This window comes from Sphingobium limneticum (genome assembly GCF_008710165.1).
Taxonomy (GTDB): Bacteria; Pseudomonadota; Alphaproteobacteria; order Sphingomonadales; family Sphingomonadaceae; genus Sphingobium; species Sphingobium limneticum.
On record NZ_VYQA01000029.1, the window covers coordinates 1 to 14,734 of the forward strand.

The window sequence follows — 14,734 nt, forward strand, 5'->3', positions numbered from 1 at the left end:
TCCCATTCCGAGCCGTACTCGGCCCGCTGCTCCACCACCATACGAACCGCCCGCTCGCGGACTTCAGGTGAAAATTTGTTGGTTGTCTTGCTCATAACGGATGCTCCTTCTCACAAGTTGGAGCCTCCTGGAAACCCGGGGCGCTTCACCTCCCCTCTATGGCAACCGTTCAGCCTTGTAACAGGCGATACGATAATTCTCTCGATCGACGTGGCGGGTCTTAGCGTTGGCGCGATTATTGACAGTGGTAGCGCAGCATCGATCATTAGTTCTTCGCTAGCGACAAAATTAGGGCTCTCACCTACTGAGAAGCGAACAGTTCGAGGTGTCAGCGGGCGAGCAAGTGCTCTGTTGGCACGCAATATCGAGATAAAGTTTGGAGGTGAACGGCGACGCTTGCCCTCTGTCTTCATAGCCGACCTGAAAGCCGTTTCGTCTGCGCTAGGCCGCCCCGTCGAGATGGTGCTTGGCGAAGACATGCTGGCGGAGCGTTGTGTCGCTTTCGACTTTGCCAACCGGCGCCTTTCAGTTGGCGCCACAGGCGGATTTGCGGGCGAAAAAGGCTGGGAGCGCGTTTCGCTTATACACGGGTCGAACCGCGAACTCCTTGTGGACGCCTCTGTGATGGACCTCGCAAATATGCCTATGGTCTTCGATTTGGGGAGTTCAACGGCGTTAATGCTGGCCCCGTCTTATGTAAGTGATCACCGACTCCTTCAAGGAGTTCGTCAGTCCACAGCTGCGATCGGAGGCATCGACGGCATAACGAGTGCCACCACGTTCATTACCGATCGAGTTAAATTAGGTAAAGTTCCGATCCGGGCCGCCCCGACGCTTTCCCCCACAACTTGGCTTTCCACCAGTGCCGTCGGAAGCATAGGACTACCTTTAATCGCACAGTTCGATGTGGTGCTTGACGTTTCAGCCGGCCAGCTTTGGCTCAGGCCGGCCCAGCGGGGCTTACCAATGCTAGAGGATCACAGCGGCTTTGGATTGGCGCTTACCAAAGACGAACTCCACGTTGTTCATGTAGCGAAAAACAGCCCCGCTGCCCAAAGCGGCTGGGGCGTTGGAGATGGCATTCTCGCAATCAATGGTCGCGATATCGATTCATCATATACTTTCGACCATCATTGGCGGTGGCGCTTCATGAAGCCCGGTACGATCGTGGCGTTGAAGGATCACTTAGGGCGGACGCGCGACCTTTGTCTGGCCGATTATTATTAAAACGACCACCAGAATGAGGTTGCCAAAGAACCAAACAACGACGTCGCGACCGATGCCGCGCCTGCTAAGCGCAATGCCGATGCCGATGATGAATGTCACCGGATATGAATCATGTTGAGTAGCAACCTATGCTCCGGAGGCCCATCCCACAGGATTTTTCGTCTGAGATCACTGTACATCGACCGTAGTTAGACGGCGATCGTTGTTAGATATCCAAATCAAGCTAAGATCGCGACGGGCTAGGTAATCGACGCGATTAATGTTGAGGCGCGCGCTGAAACGCCCCGTCGCACGAGGAACTTTACCAAGTTCGCCAAGTTAGAAGCTAACGAGACCAGATCCGTGCCCAATGCGAACAAAGCTCCGACCATCAAATTGTGGGCGAGCCAAAACGGTGCGCCTGCCAGGAAAATGCCTTTCATCCGCGTCGTTGAGGTCTGAAGTCTTGCGAGACTGCCCAACGAACTGCCGGCAAATGCCAAAGCCGACGGGATGCCGTGCCAAGTCACAACCGAGAGGAAGGCCAACAAAATGAGGGTCGCTCCATAAAGTCTTTTAACCACGTAGCGATCGCGCACTGACGCGGAGATGACGAGCTGCGAGCATGAAATGAGGCACGCTATCGCAGCGGTGGGCGAGCCCAGCATCAGGAAATAGAGCGCGAATGCGGCAGCACCCGCGCTCTGGATTTTGACCACCGTTCGGTAGTCACCGAAAAATGGCCAGCTGACGACACACAAAAGAGCCACGCAGCCGAAGGCAGTGGCAATCATGACAGCCACCGTGCGGTTCTTCCAATCTTGATCTGCGTTTCGCGCCCAGCTCTCTCGTTTCTCATAGCTGAAGCGTGAAGGAACGAGGTTAATTACGCTTTAATGGCCTTCAAGAAATGAGCTTTTTAAGGCTTCTTTTGGATCGCCGTCACCTCACCGGCACTGCCAACCAGCGTGAGATCAAAATCGACCTTGTCGCCGACCTTCACGGCATCCGTGATCGTCGGCGCTGCCTTGAACGCCATCGTCATCGCCGGCCATTTGGCTTCTGGAATTGCACCATGATTGAGGGTGATCATCCCGGTGGCCTTGTCGATCGCGGTGACCGTGCCATGCCCCTTGGCCTTTATCGGCGCGGCTGCCGAAGGCTCCATCGCCATATTGCCCACGTCACCACTCATCGCGGCGCTGGGTGCTGCCTCGTTGGTCGCGGCCGCGACCGGCGCCTCCGCCTTTTTGCCGCATGCAGCAGTCAGGGCGGCGAGGCCAACGGCGATCGTCAATCGTGCATGCTTCATGGTCTTCTCCTTCATGGTAAAACGGGTTCGTGCGCGGGCTTGGTTTTCGGCCGCCGAAGCAGCAGATAGGCGGCAGGCAGGACAAACATCGACAACAGCGGCGCGGTCAGCATACCGCCAATCATCGGCGCGGCGATTCGGCTCATGACTTCGGATCCGGCCCCTGATCCGAACAGGATCGGCAGCAGGCCCGCTAGGATGACGGCTACCGTCATCGCCTTGGGCCGGACCCGCAAAAGCGCCCCTTCGCGCACGGCAGTTTTCACCTGATCGGCGTCGGGAGCCCCGCCCCGCTCCTCAAGCGCATTCTTAAGGTAGATCAGCATCACCACGCCGAATTCGGCGGAGACGCCCGCCAAGGCGATGAACCCGACGCCGGTCGCGACCGACTGGTTGAAACCTAGAAGATAGAGGATCCAGAAGCCGCCCGTCAGTGCGAACGGCAAAGTGCCCATGATTAGCGCGGCTTCATCGAACCGTCCGAAAATCAGGTAAAGCAGTACGAAGATGATCAACAGCGTTGCCGGTACGACCAATTTTAGCTTGTCGACTGCCCTCTCGAGGTATTCGAACTGGCCAGAATAAGCGAGGCTGACGCCGGGCGAAAGCCTGACCTGTTTCGCCACCGCGCGTTGCAGGTCGCCGACTACCGAGGCGAGGTCGCGCCCGCGCACGTCGACATAGACCCAGGTCGAGGGCCGTGCGTTCTCGGTCTTGAGCATCGGCGGCCCCTCTGCGATCGATATATTTGCCACCGTGCCAAGCGTGATCTGTTGTCCCGACGGGGTCAGAACCGGCAAGGTGCGCAGCCCTTCAAGGCTGTCGCGCAGCTCACGCGGATAGCGCACGCTGATCGGATAACGCGCAAGCCCCTCCACTGTCTCGCCGATCGTCTCCCCGCCGATCGCGCCCGAGACGATCGCCTGAACGTCGGCGACGTTCAACCCGAGCCGAGCGGCGGCCGCCCGGTTGATGTCGACGTCGACATAACGTCCACCAGTCAGCCGTTCGGCGAGCGCCGAGCTGACGCCGGGTACGGTCTTGGCCACCGCCTCGACGTCATGCGCGACGCGATCAAGCTGGGCGAGATCGGCACCCGACACCTTGACCCCGATCGGGCTCTTGATGCCGGTGGCGAGCATATCGATGCGATTCCTGATCGGCGGCACCCAAACATTGGCGAGGCCGGGGAGCTTCACCGTGCGATCAAGCTCCTCGACCAGCTTGTCGGGCGTCATCCCCGGCCGCCACTGATCGCGTGGCTTGAACTGGATCGTGGTCTCGAACATCTCCAGCGGCGCCGGATCGGTTGCAGTCTCCGCGCGCCCGGCCTTGCCGAACACGCTCTCGACCTCAGGCACGGTCTTGATCAGCCGATCGGTCTGCTGGAGCAGTTGCGACGCCTTCGCCGCCGAAAGGCCGGGAAGCGCTGACGGCATGTAGAGCAGGTCGCCCTCGTCCATATTCGGCATGAACTCACCGCCAAGGCGTGTGAGCGGCCAGGCCGTGGTCGCAAAGGCGAGTGCCGCGATCAGCAGCACTGTCTTCGGTCGCTGCATCGTCCAGTCGAGCGCGGGTCGATAGATATTGGTCAGCCAGCGATTGACCGGGTTCGACTGCTCGGGCGGGATTTTTCCCCGGATCAGCAAACCCATCAGCACCGGCACCAGGGTCACCGACAGGATCGCCGCTGACGCCATCGCATAGGTTTTGGTGAAGGCGAGCGGTGCGAACAGCCTGCCCTCCTGTCCTTCGAGCGTGAACACGGGAATGAAGGACAGCGTGATGATCAGCAGGCTGAAGAACAGCGCCGGTCCGACCTCGGCAGCAGCTTCGGTGATGACGATCCAGCGCATTTCGCCTTCGAGATGCTTGTCCGGGTGATCCTGCTCCCAGCGCTCGATCTTCTTGTGGGCATTCTCGATCATGACCACGGCCGCATCGACCATCGCACCGATGGCAATGGCGATGCCGCCGAGCGACATGATGTTGGCGTTCACCCCCTGGAACCGCATCACGGTAAATGCCGCGAGGACGCCCAGCGGCAAGGTCAGGATCGCGACCAGCGCCGAGCGAACATGCCAGAGGAACAGGCCGCAGACGATCGCGACGACGATGAACTCCTCGATCAGCTTGTGGGTGAGATTCGCGACGGCGCGGTCGATCAACTGTGAACGGTCATAGACCGTCACCACATCGACGCCGGGCGGCAGACTCTTCTTGAGGTCCGCCAGCTTGTCCTTGACCGCCGCGATCGTTTCCCGGGCGTTCTTGCCCGAGCGCAATATCACCACGCCGCCGGCGACCTCGCCTTCGCCGTTCAATTCGGCGATGCCGCGCCGCATTTCGGGGCCGATCTGGATCGTGGCGACATCGCCTAGCCGCACGGGCACGCCGCCCGCAGCGGTTCTGAGCGGGATCGCGCGGAAATCGTCGAGCGTCTTCAGATAGCCCGAGGCGCGGACCATATATTCGGCCTCGGCCATCTCCAGCACCGAGCCGCCCGCTTCCTGATTGGCCTGCTGGATCGCCTGGACCGCTTGGCTGTGGGTAATCCCATAGGCGGCGAGCTTCACCGGATCGAGCAGCACCTGGTACTGCTTCACCATCCCACCGATGCTGGCAACCTCGGCGACGCCCGGGACGGTCTTCAACTCGTAGCGCAGGAACCAGTCCTGAAACCCGCGAAGCTGGGCAAGATCGTGCCGGCCGGTTTTGTCAACCAGCGCATATTCATAGACCCAGCCGACCCCGGTCGCGTCTGGACCGAGCGCACTACGCGCGCTCGCCGGCAATCGTCCCTGCACCTGGTTGAGATATTCGAGTACGCGGCTGCGCGCCCAATAGAGATCGGTGCCGTCCTCGAAGATCACATAGACGAAGCTGTCGCCGAAGAAGGAATAGCCGCGCACCGTCTTGGCGCCGGGGACCGAGAGCATGGTGGTGGTGAGCGGATAGGTGACCTGATTCTCGACGATCTGCGGCGCCTGTCCCGGATAGCTGGTGCGGATGATGACCTGGGTGTCGGAGAGATCGGGCAGCGCGTCGATCGCGGTCGATCGCACCGCCCAGACGCCTACACCGATGAGGGCCAGCACGCCGATCAGGACGAAGAAGCGGTTCTTGACCGACCAGCGGATGAGATGGGCGATCATTGGTCGGCAACCTTCGCCATACGCCGGATCGTCGGTCCGGCCGGTGGCTGGTCGAAGCCGAAGCGGACGCGATCGCCAGTCTTCAGGCCCCGCGCGATCTTCGGGTCTGGAAGTTGGAAGGTCATCGTCATTGCCGGCCAGCCGATGGCGGGCACCGGCTCATGGCTGAGCGTCACCGAAGTGGTGGTGATCTGTTCGATCTTGCCGACGGTCTCGTACAGCGCGGCTACAGCTGTGGGTTTGGCAATTGCCGGCGGCGCGCTGCCACCGATCGGCCGCGCTTCGACGCCGGACAAACTCGCCTCGGAGTCGATCAGGAACTGGCCCGAGGCGACGATCTTTTCACCTTCGCTGAGGCCAGCCAATATCTCGGTATCGTCACCGGATTCGCGCCCGGTTTGTACCTCGGCGGGGCGGTAACGCCCCTTGTCGAGCGCGAGCATCACCAACGTCCGCTTGCCGGTGCGGATCAGCGCCTCGGACGGCACCAGCAATGCCGGCTGCGTACTGCCGCCGAACGACACGGTCGCGAACATGCCGGGCCGCAAGCGCCCGCCGCGGTTGGGCAGCTCGATCCGCACCGTGAGCGTCCGGCTGTCGACCTGAGTCGTGGGCAGGATCGCCGAGACACGCCCGGAGATGGTTTCGCCGGGGAAGGCTGCAAGCGCGGCTCGCACCGCTTGTCCAGGCTTCAAGGGACCGGCGACCGCTTCGGGCACGGCGGCATTCAACCAGACGGTGCCGAGCCCGTTGACCTCGGCAAGCGTCTGGCCTGCCATCAAGGTCATGCCGCCCCGCACGTTCAACGTCTTGATCACGCCGCCCGTGGGCGTGGAGATGGTGATCACATTATGCGGTCGTCCGGTTTGCTCGACCGATGCGATCGTGCCGGAGGGCATGCCGAGCAGCATGAGCCGTTGACGCGCGGCCTGGATCAGAGCGGCGTTGCCGGTGCGGCGGACCGCCAGAAACTCGGTCTGTGCGCCGCCCCATTCCGGCACCAGAACATCGGCAAGCGGCGCGCCTGCACCGATCACATCACCAGGTGCGCGGCCATAGACACGGGAAACGAAGCCGCCTGCACGCGCCTGAACGATCGCAACGTCGCGCTGGTTGAAGTCGATCGTGCCGGTGGCGGTGAGACTGCTCGCCAATTCGCCGCGCCGCACAGCCACCGTTCGCATTCCGAGCGCCTGGGAGGCGGACGGGTCGATCGATATTCCCGGCTGTGCCGCGCTTGCCCCCACCTCATCCGCATAGCGCGGGATTGTTTGCATTCCCATCGACGACAGGCCTGGACCGTCATGATGCTCAGCGGGGATCATCGGGTCATACCAATAGAGGATCTTGCGTGCCGGCGGTTTGGCGGCCGTAGCGTCGGGTGATCCTCCTCTCCATTCAGAGATGGTGAAACCGACCCCGCCAGCGGCGACCGCGAGCAGCGCCGCGGCACCGAAAAGGCCGCCCCGAGGGATTGTGAAATGGCTCATTGCAATTCGCTCCGATACGTAAGGTTCAGTCGAACACCGTCAGCAGCGACAAGGGCTTCACGGTCGAGAGTGTTGAGGGTGACGTCGGCAAGGGCCGCATAGGCATCCGCGATATCGACAAGATTGGCGCGACCTGCCCCGTAGCTTGCCGTCTCCAACGTCACCCGCTGCTCGGCGAGTGGCAGCAATGTGTCCCGCGCGCGCAGCCACTGTTCATGATGCATGATATGGTCCGCAAGATCGGTTTCGAGATCAGCGGCCAGCGCCCGCAGGGCCGCGTCGCGTTCGGCCAGGATGCGTCCGGCATTCTCCTGGGCCGCCGCAATGCCCGCATTCTGTCGACTGCGGGTGAAGAAGGGCAGACTGACCGTCACACCGGCTGACACATAATCTCCAAAACGAGGGTCGCGGCGTTGATAGGCAAGGTTCACCCCGAAGTCGGAACGGCGGTTGGCATCGGCCATACGCACATCGGCCATTGCCTGACCGGACTGGGCGTCGATCATTGCCATGGTGGGAAGGCGATCCAGGCCAGCGCGCAGTTCGGCCCCATCGACAGGGAAGTCGGGAATAGATCCGGCAATTTCAGGCGCCGGGTCACCCGTCCATCGCGTCAGAGCAGCCCGTGCCCGCGCTATGTTTGAGACCAGTTCGCTGCGACGATCTTCTAATGAGGCGATAGCCTGTCGGCCGGCAAGAGTCTGCGCAGGCCGGGCATTGCCCGACGCGACGGCACTGGGCGTTGTCCGCACCACGCGCTCCAGACGGGCTAGAAGATCATCAAGCGCGGTCAGCCGGCGCTCGGCATAGGCAAGGTTGATCCAGGCAAGCGCAGTGCCGACCTCAACCGAACGCGCCTCAAATGCGGTGTCGGCATCTGCAGCCTTGATATCGCTGTCAGCGCGGGCGCGTTGCGCACGGCGCTTGGCGAGGTTGGGAATATCCTGGGACACGCCCACCCGCGCCATCGTGAAATTGTCCTGCCCGGGAGCAAACGCCAATGGCCCCGAGATCGGGAAACTGTCGAGCCCAACGGCCAGAGTCGGATCAGGTAGCGATCCGGCGCCGCCACGAGCGGAACGAGCGGCCTCGGCGGCGAGCGCCTTGGCCTTGATCGACGGCGCTTCCTGCCGCGCGCGCTGGAGCGCAGCGTCGAAAGTGAGGGGACCAGCGAATGCAACGCCGGGGATCGCCGCGAGCAGCGGCAGACAAACAAACAATCGCATGGAAAACTCCTGATCGGAGGATCAGGCCGGCGTCGCGCACTCTGGCAGGCATGTCAGTGGCGGCGGGATGGGGGCAATCCCGCCGCCACTGCTGGCCTGGCCGTCTATGCGACCTTACACGGCCAGAGGCTGTGCCTAGCCGGCCGAGGGAGCCGACGAAGGCGATGCCATGCTATGCATCTCCTTCATGCAGTCCGCCGCGCTCATCTTCATCATGTCGCAGTTGCAGTTCGCCATCTGCGGAGCATCGGGCACCCAGACGCGACGGGGGCTCATAGATGGCGCACGCGGGCCATAGTTTGGCGATTGACGCCATTCATAATGGCCAGACTGCGAGTTTGTGTTGGGTTCGCCGGCGAAAGCGGCAACGGGAGCGGCAAGCGCAATGCCCAGCAGGGCATAGAAAACACGGTTCTTCATGACTGTAATCCTTGGGCAAAATATCGTGGTAGCCGCGGGTCAGACAGGATTTTCAGATGCGCGATAGACGCAAGAATCCTGTCAGCCTGGCAGCCGGTGTCGATCAGCCAAGGAGAGTCGGTGGTTCCGGTTCGGGAGTGAGGTCACTGCCGTGCAGGACAGTGATGGTTGCCCAGAAGGGCAGAGCTGGACTGGCTTCGCGTGCTTCCAGCATAGGCGCGTCATTACGAACGGCCAGCGGAACGACGCAGCCCATGGCCGCGATGCATTCCAGGGTTATGCCCTTGCAAGGCTTCTGAGCAGGTTGTTGCTGCTGTGCCATTATCTTCATGCAGTCTTCCGACATCCCAGCCACGGCCTGCACAGACGTGGCCATTGGGGCGGACATCGCAGGCGGAGCGGACGCAAAGGCCGCCGCTTGGCCAATCAAGCCAACCATGGCTCCCAGAAGGAGAAGAAGTTGCAAAACGCGTTTCACAGCCGTTATTTATTACGCCTCGTAGCATCAAAGATCAACGAGATGGTCACCCGCCGTGTCGGGCAAATACCGTCTGACCCGCCGATCCGAAGGCGATGACAGAGTAGGGTTGTGGTTTTTGGCCGGGGACTTCCATCCCCGGAGAACCCAGCGGCATGCCCGCTACGGCCAATCCCTTTACGCCCTTCGGGCGCTTCGCGATCGCGCGCTTCATGTCGGCAATGGGAACGTGGCCCTCGAAAACTATGCCATCGACAATTGCAGTATGGCATGATGCCAGCGCAGCGGGCACGCCTTGAGCGCGTTGAAAGCGGCCGCGTTGCTGGTCGTCGACGATATTGACGCTTTGTCCAAATTGTCTGCGCACCTGGGCCGCCCACTGTTCGCAGCAACCGCAACCAGAGTCACGATGCATGATGATCGGGGCAGCTTCGGCGCTGGCGACGGAGAAGGCTGCTATGAACGCAGCGAGGGCAAATTTGAGTGTCATACGATCCCTTATTGGTTCCCCCGCCCCTGGGCGGGGGAGGAAAGGTCTATTGGGCGCGCTTGTTGTGGGCTCTCAGCCAGCCTTGAAGCTCGCCCACTTCTCGCGTTTGCTCGGTGATTGACTTGTTCGCCATCATTCGGACCTGCGCGTCCTTGGTGTCGCGCAAAACGATGCGTGACATCGCAATCGCACCGCGATGATGCTCGATCATCTTGCGCACCCAGGTCTCCGTTGCATCGCTGCCCGTGGCGGACATCATCTTCTGATGCATCTCCATTTCTGCAGGCGGGTAAGGATTGGCTGGCGTGGGGTTCATGGTCTGGCGCATGTCCATCTTGCTATGGTCCATGCCCTGCATTTGGGCGATCGCCGGCGCGGCCACCAATCCAGCGATGATGATGGGGACTATTTTCTTCACAATTCTCTCCTCAGCGCCCCGCATTGATAATACGCATGGGCGCGCCATTTCCCTCGTGAGGCGGCACAAAATTTACGGGAACGGGAGCGCGAAGCCTACTTGCGGGCTAGAATAGCCTTCATTTCATCGATTTCGCGGCGCTGAGATTCCTCGATGCCGCTGCACAGACGAACGATTTCCGGATCCTTCAAGGAGGCCTCGCGGCACATCAGGATCGCGCCCGAATGATGCGGGATCATCGATCGGAGGAATGCTGTATCGCCGATCGTTGTTTGCGTGCGGATGAGGGCAAATGATCCGGCGAATATCGCAACTGACCCTAATATAAGGGCCGCGTTTGCCTTTTTCGACGGGAACATATGGCCCATCGCGAGGACCATCAGCACCACCATGGGCGCCACCATCATTAGCGTCATGTAGAGCATATTCAGGTTGTTGTAGAAGCTCCCCAAGCTGTCGATCATGACGAACATCACCAGATACATGATGACGCCGCCAACCAAGGTCTGCAGGGCGAGGCTCGCATAGGCATTTTTCATCATTGGTCGTCTCCTTTGGCCCCCGCCCCGATCCTGCTTGACTATTCAACCCGTGCGGCGTCGCTTTCGCGGCCACCGAAGATACAAAAGTGCCGAACCCGCGATCGCCAATGCGAGACCACCTGCGGCAAACGCCATCAACCACGGCGTGTTGAAATTTTCGTGGTTTTTCCAATCCATGATGTGGAGCGCCCAGAAGAAATCGAACAGGCGCCACGTTCCATTTCTCACAGCGACGATCCGACCACTATTCTGGGCAACATAGACGCGGGTCGCTTCGCGGTCAGGGAAGTCCACCCGCCAGGCCGGCAGGACGCCCTTGAATTCTGGGGTCGACGCCACAACCAGGCGCACGCTCGGCGGCTCCGACGTACCACGGTAGGCCTGTATCGCCACCGCGCGAGCCATCGCAGCGTTCACGGGACCAAGTCGACGACCTGTTTCTGCATCGTGGAGTGAGATCGTCCCATCGATAGACTCGACCTCCGCAATCTCGCGGCCGAGCAGCGCGCGATATCGGACTTCACGCACGGGTCTGGTCGCCGCGCGCAACACTAGGTCCAACGGCGCGCGCGATCTCGACTGTTCCAATATCGCTGGCGACGATCGCTCGACGAGATGTTCACCGCGGACTCGCTCGATCGGCAACAGGCTCATGACAAGACCGCTCGCAAACCAAAGCAGCAGCTGGACGCCGATAACCAGGGCTAACCAGCGATGAACGCGGCTAGCCCCGATGTGGAAGCGGAGTTTGGCGCTTCTCAGAACCAGGTCCGAACACCGATTACAAAGCTGGCCGCCTTCACGTCCCCTCCGTCTGAGCGTGCATAGTCCGCCGTCCGCCCGAACTTTCGGTCGTAAGAAACGCCGATGTAGGGGGCAAATTCGCGGCGCAGTTCGTAACGCAAACGCAGTCCCAATTCGGCGTTCGTGATGCCCGCTCCAATCCGCGTCTCCGGGACATTTTGTGCTGAAAGGTTCACTTCCAGGCGCGGCTGGAGAATGAGGCGTTGCGTGATACGCTGATCATAATAGCCCTCGATCCGCCCCAACACCTCGCCTTTGTTCGACAGAAACAGGGCAGCCTCGGTCTCAAACCAGTAAGGCGCCACCCCCTCAATACCGATCGTCGCATAAGTACGGGATGGGTTGGGTTTGAAATCGTAACGGACACCCGCCTGGAGGTTCCAATAAGGGTCGAGTGCACGACTGTAGAGCGCCTGAACTTCTGCGGTCTCCATGTAGGTGCCGCTTCTGCCAGCAAGAACGCCCTCACCCTCTGTCTTGACCACCAGCCGATCGAGATCCTTGCCGAACCACGCCTCCCCGTCCCACCGATAGCCGTCGCGGCCGTTACGGACCTGATATTCCGCCAGATTGAACAGGATCATCGAGCTGGATGAGCCGCCATGTTCCTTATGCAGCATGGTACGCGAAGCCGCCATCTCGCCGTTTTTGTAGACGCGGTCGGCATAGTTGTCGGTAGGAGGTTGGGGTGCAGGGGCGTTGCCGGGCATGAGACTGGTGCCACCAGCGCCATGGGCTGCCATCGGCCCATCCATCGCCATGCCGGGCATCGACGACATATCGTGCTGCATCGGCTGACCGCCGGGTGCCGCCTGCATGTCCATGCCGGGCATGTCGTGTTTCATCGTACCGCCCGCCCCATCGGGCATGGTCATGCCAGGCATGCCGGACATGTCGTGGCCGGCATGCGGGTCAGCCGTTGGAGGCGTCTTGTCACCGGGCATCTCCATGCCGGACATAGCCCCCATGCCCGACATGTCGTGCGGCGCCGACTTGGGTTTTGCTGCCGGTGCCCGGCGCTTCGGGGTGGCAGGCTTGCCCTTAGCCGTGGGCGCAGCGGCGCGCCTGGGCTGGCTTGCTGGCTTGGCCACCGGCTTTTTCTTCGCCGCTGGCTGAGCAGCAGGCATGTTCATGCCCGGCATATTCTGCATCGACTGCGCGCTGACTGGGGTCGCCAAGGCGAGCGGGGCCGCGCCGATCAGAAGGAGAAGCGACTTCATGCGGCATCTCCCCGGGGACGGACAGAGACGACGCGCATCATCCCGGCATGCATGTGATAGAGCATATGGCAGTGAAACGCCCAGTCGCCGACTGCGTCTGCGGTGACGTCGAAACTTACCTTGCCTCCTGGTGCGACATTGACGGTGTGTTTGCGCGGCGAATACTCGCCATGCCCGGTCACCAGCTCGAAGAAATGCCCATGAAGATGGATCGGGTGCGACATCATCGTGTCATTGACGAGCGTGACGCGGACCCTTTCGTTTTCGATAAAGGGAATGGGCTCGCGCTTGTCACTGAGCTTCACCCCATCGAACGACCACATATAGCGTTCCATATTCCCGGTCAGGTGGATTTCCATCGCGCGGTCTGGCGCGCGAACATCGGGGTTGCGCTCCACCGCCATGAGATCGCGATAGACAAGAACCCGGTGGCCAACGTCTTCGAGACCCTGTCCCGGTTCTCCCGTGCGATCCATCGGCATGGGCGAGATCGTCTGGACACCCGGTCCCATCTTAACCTGCGGCGCTTTGCTGGCGTCGCGCATGTTCATGCCGCCCATTCCGCCCATCGCCATGCCGCCCATTGTATCACCGGACCCGCTGCCCATTCCGGGCATGTTGGCCATGGAACTATCCGCCGGTTTTTGCATGCTTGGCATCGACGCGCCGGCCCCCATATCCATGCCTGCCATCCCGCCCGCGGCAGCTCCGCCGGCAGACATGTCATGCCCCATTGCTGCGTGGTCCATGCCGGACATGCCGCTCATATCCATGTCCCCCATGCCCATGTCCTTCATATCGGCAAGGGGCCGCTTGCGGAGCGGCGGAACTTCGGCCGTCATGCCTTCACGCGGAGCCAGTGTGGCGCGTGCCATGCCCGAACGATCAACGGATTCACCGACCAGCGTGTAGGCGCGATCATCGGTCGGAGTAACGATGACATCATAGGTCTCGGCAACCGCGATCTGAAACTCGTCGACCTCGACCGGCCTGACATTGAGCCCGTCGGCCTGAACAACCGTAAGTTTGAGACCGGGAATCCGGACATTGAACGTCGTCATCGCGGAGGCATTGACGAAACGCAGGCGAACGCGCTCACCTGGCTTGAAAAGCGCGGTCCAGTTGTCCCGTGGGCCATGCCCATTCACGAGATAGGTATAGGTCGAGCCCGTGACATCGGACACGTCGGTCGGATCCATCCGCATATTGCCCCAGTCAAGTCGGTCCTTGAGGGGTTGGTCTTCCTTGGCCAGCAAACCGGCCAGCGTTTGCCGCTGATAATTGAAATAGCCACCGCCGACCTGCTTGAGCTTCCGGAAAATTGCGTGCGGATGCATCTGGCTATGGTCGGAGAGCACGATGACATGCTCTCGATCCGACTGAATCGGATCCTCGCCTTCCGGGTCGATGACAATCGGTCCGTAATGACCTAACTGCTCCTGCAGCCCCGAATGGCTATGATACCAATAGGTGCCAGCCTGGACGATGGGGAACTCATAGACAAAGGTCGACTTGGGCTTGATGCCGGGGAAGCTGATGCCGGGCACGCCGTCGAACTGGAACGGCAAAAGCAGGCCGTGCCAGTGGATCGAGCTGTCTTCCTCGAGATCGTTGATCACCGACAGGCGGACGTTTTGGCCCTGACGCAGACGGATGAGGGGCGCAGGCACAGTGCCATTGATGCCGATGGCATGGCTTTGTCGGCCGTCGATCATCATCATCTGATGCGCGATCTTGAGCGTGATATCGTTCCCGCTGACCGTTGGCAGTGGCTTGGCAATCCCGGACGAAATGGGTTGAGCCCATGCCGGCAGCCATGCCGACAATGCGAGGCCACCGCCGGCCAGCGCAGCGCCGCGGAAAAGGTCGCGGCGGTTCAATCCGGGGGACATAATATCTCCTTGTTCAACGTGCAGCACTTTGGGTCTGAAAAGACGCTTAAGCGCGGTATCTCTTTATCCTTACGCGCGAGC

At 61.0% G+C, this 14,734-nt stretch carries 14 protein-coding genes; 1 reads left to right on the forward strand and 13 read right to left on the reverse strand.

What is annotated here, in order from left to right:
- Positions 1-210 precede the first annotated feature (210 nt).
- Positions 211-1,227: an aspartyl protease family protein gene (locus F4U95_RS22450; protein ID WP_246171687.1), complete on the forward strand. Its 1,017-nt coding sequence runs from the start codon at positions 211-213 to the stop codon at positions 1,225-1,227.
- A gap of 239 nt (positions 1,228-1,466) precedes the next feature.
- Here the strand turns inward: F4U95_RS22450 and F4U95_RS22455 are convergent, their stop codons facing one another.
- The 13 genes from F4U95_RS22455 to F4U95_RS22515 all read right to left on the reverse strand — a co-directional run bounded on the left by F4U95_RS22455 (position 1,467) and on the right by F4U95_RS22515 (position 14,653).
- Positions 1,467-2,000, reverse strand: a complete 534-nt coding sequence (locus tag F4U95_RS22455) for a YgjV family protein (RefSeq protein WP_150426872.1) — start codon at positions 1,998-2,000, stop codon at positions 1,467-1,469.
- A 125-nt stretch (positions 2,001-2,125) separates the two neighbouring features.
- Positions 2,126-2,518: a copper-binding protein gene (locus tag F4U95_RS22460; RefSeq protein ID WP_211364034.1), complete on the reverse strand. Its 393-nt coding sequence runs from the start codon at positions 2,516-2,518 to the stop codon at positions 2,126-2,128.
- Between the two features lie 11 nt (positions 2,519-2,529).
- Positions 2,530-5,673, reverse strand: coding sequence for an efflux RND transporter permease subunit (locus F4U95_RS22465; RefSeq protein WP_150426864.1), 3,144 nt, complete (start codon positions 5,671-5,673; stop codon positions 2,530-2,532).
- On the reverse strand, positions 5,670-7,163 hold the full coding sequence (locus F4U95_RS22470) for an efflux RND transporter periplasmic adaptor subunit (RefSeq protein WP_150426865.1): 1,494 nt from the start codon (positions 7,161-7,163) through the stop codon (positions 5,670-5,672). The genes F4U95_RS22465 and F4U95_RS22470 overlap by 4 nt, the downstream gene beginning before the upstream one ends.
- Entirely contained in the window at positions 7,160-8,389 is a 1,230-nt protein-coding gene (locus tag F4U95_RS22475) for a TolC family protein (protein WP_150426866.1), read from the reverse strand. Before F4U95_RS22475 ends, F4U95_RS22470 begins: the two co-directional genes overlap by 4 nt.
- Positions 8,390-8,524: 135 nt before the next feature.
- Positions 8,525-8,809, reverse strand: a complete 285-nt coding sequence (locus F4U95_RS22480; RefSeq protein ID WP_021243444.1) for a hypothetical protein — start codon at positions 8,807-8,809, stop codon at positions 8,525-8,527.
- A gap of 103 nt (positions 8,810-8,912) precedes the next feature.
- Positions 8,913-9,140: a hypothetical protein gene (locus F4U95_RS25285; protein ID WP_231635644.1), complete on the reverse strand. Its 228-nt coding sequence runs from the start codon at positions 9,138-9,140 to the stop codon at positions 8,913-8,915.
- A gap of 193 nt (positions 9,141-9,333) precedes the next feature.
- Positions 9,334-9,777 (reverse strand): DUF411 domain-containing protein, encoded by a 444-nt coding sequence (locus F4U95_RS22490; RefSeq protein WP_150426867.1) that lies wholly within the window; start codon positions 9,775-9,777, stop codon positions 9,334-9,336.
- Between the two features lie 46 nt (positions 9,778-9,823).
- Positions 9,824-10,219, reverse strand: coding sequence for a DUF305 domain-containing protein (locus tag F4U95_RS22495; protein WP_017502282.1), 396 nt, complete (start codon positions 10,217-10,219; stop codon positions 9,824-9,826).
- Between the two features lie 71 nt (positions 10,220-10,290).
- The gene (locus tag F4U95_RS22500) at positions 10,291-10,737 is read right to left on the reverse strand and encodes a DUF305 domain-containing protein (protein WP_017502281.1); all 447 of its coding nucleotides are present in this window, start codon (positions 10,735-10,737) and stop codon (positions 10,291-10,293) included.
- 42 nt (positions 10,738-10,779) lie between these two features.
- Positions 10,780-11,505, reverse strand: a complete 726-nt coding sequence (locus tag F4U95_RS22505; protein ID WP_150426868.1) for a PepSY domain-containing protein — start codon at positions 11,503-11,505, stop codon at positions 10,780-10,782.
- Entirely contained in the window at positions 11,496-12,761 is a 1,266-nt protein-coding gene (locus F4U95_RS22510) for a copper resistance protein B (protein ID WP_017502279.1), read from the reverse strand. Before F4U95_RS22510 ends, F4U95_RS22505 begins: the two co-directional genes overlap by 10 nt.
- Positions 12,758-14,653 carry a copper resistance system multicopper oxidase gene (locus F4U95_RS22515; protein WP_021243450.1) on the reverse strand — a complete coding sequence of 632 codons (1,896 nt, stop codon included), beginning with the start codon at positions 14,651-14,653 and terminating at the stop codon, positions 12,758-12,760. The genes F4U95_RS22510 and F4U95_RS22515 overlap by 4 nt, the downstream gene beginning before the upstream one ends.
- Positions 14,654-14,734 lie beyond the last annotated feature (81 nt).

Excerpts from the sequence above, each read along its gene's own strand:
- F4U95_RS22455 (WP_150426872.1), bottom strand. The coding sequence starts at position 2,000 with ATGATTGCCACTGCCTTCGGCTGCGTGGCTCTTTTGTGTGTCGTCAGC.
- F4U95_RS22460 (WP_211364034.1), bottom strand. The coding sequence starts at position 2,518 with ATGAAGCATGCACGATTGACGATCGCCGTTGGCCTCGCCGCCCTGACT.
- F4U95_RS22465 (WP_150426864.1), bottom strand. The coding sequence starts at position 5,673 with ATGATCGCCCATCTCATCCGCTGGTCGGTCAAGAACCGCTTCTTCGTC.
- F4U95_RS22470 (WP_150426865.1), bottom strand. The coding sequence starts at position 7,163 with ATGAGCCATTTCACAATCCCTCGGGGCGGCCTTTTCGGTGCCGCGGCG.
- F4U95_RS22475 (WP_150426866.1), bottom strand. The coding sequence starts at position 8,389 with ATGCGATTGTTTGTTTGTCTGCCGCTGCTCGCGGCGATCCCCGGCGTT.
- F4U95_RS22480 (WP_021243444.1), bottom strand. The coding sequence starts at position 8,809 with ATGAAGAACCGTGTTTTCTATGCCCTGCTGGGCATTGCGCTTGCCGCT.
- F4U95_RS25285 (WP_231635644.1), bottom strand. The coding sequence starts at position 9,140 with ATGAAGATAATGGCACAGCAGCAACAACCTGCTCAGAAGCCTTGCAAG.
- F4U95_RS22490 (WP_150426867.1), bottom strand. The coding sequence starts at position 9,777 with ATGACACTCAAATTTGCCCTCGCTGCGTTCATAGCAGCCTTCTCCGTC.
- F4U95_RS22495 (WP_017502282.1), bottom strand. The coding sequence starts at position 10,219 with ATGCGGGGCGCTGAGGAGAGAATTGTGAAGAAAATAGTCCCCATCATC.
- F4U95_RS22500 (WP_017502281.1), bottom strand. The coding sequence starts at position 10,737 with ATGATGAAAAATGCCTATGCGAGCCTCGCCCTGCAGACCTTGGTTGGC.
- F4U95_RS22510 (WP_017502279.1), bottom strand. The coding sequence starts at position 12,761 with ATGAAGTCGCTTCTCCTTCTGATCGGCGCGGCCCCGCTCGCCTTGGCG.
- F4U95_RS22515 (WP_021243450.1), bottom strand. The coding sequence starts at position 14,653 with ATGTCCCCCGGATTGAACCGCCGCGACCTTTTCCGCGGCGCTGCGCTG.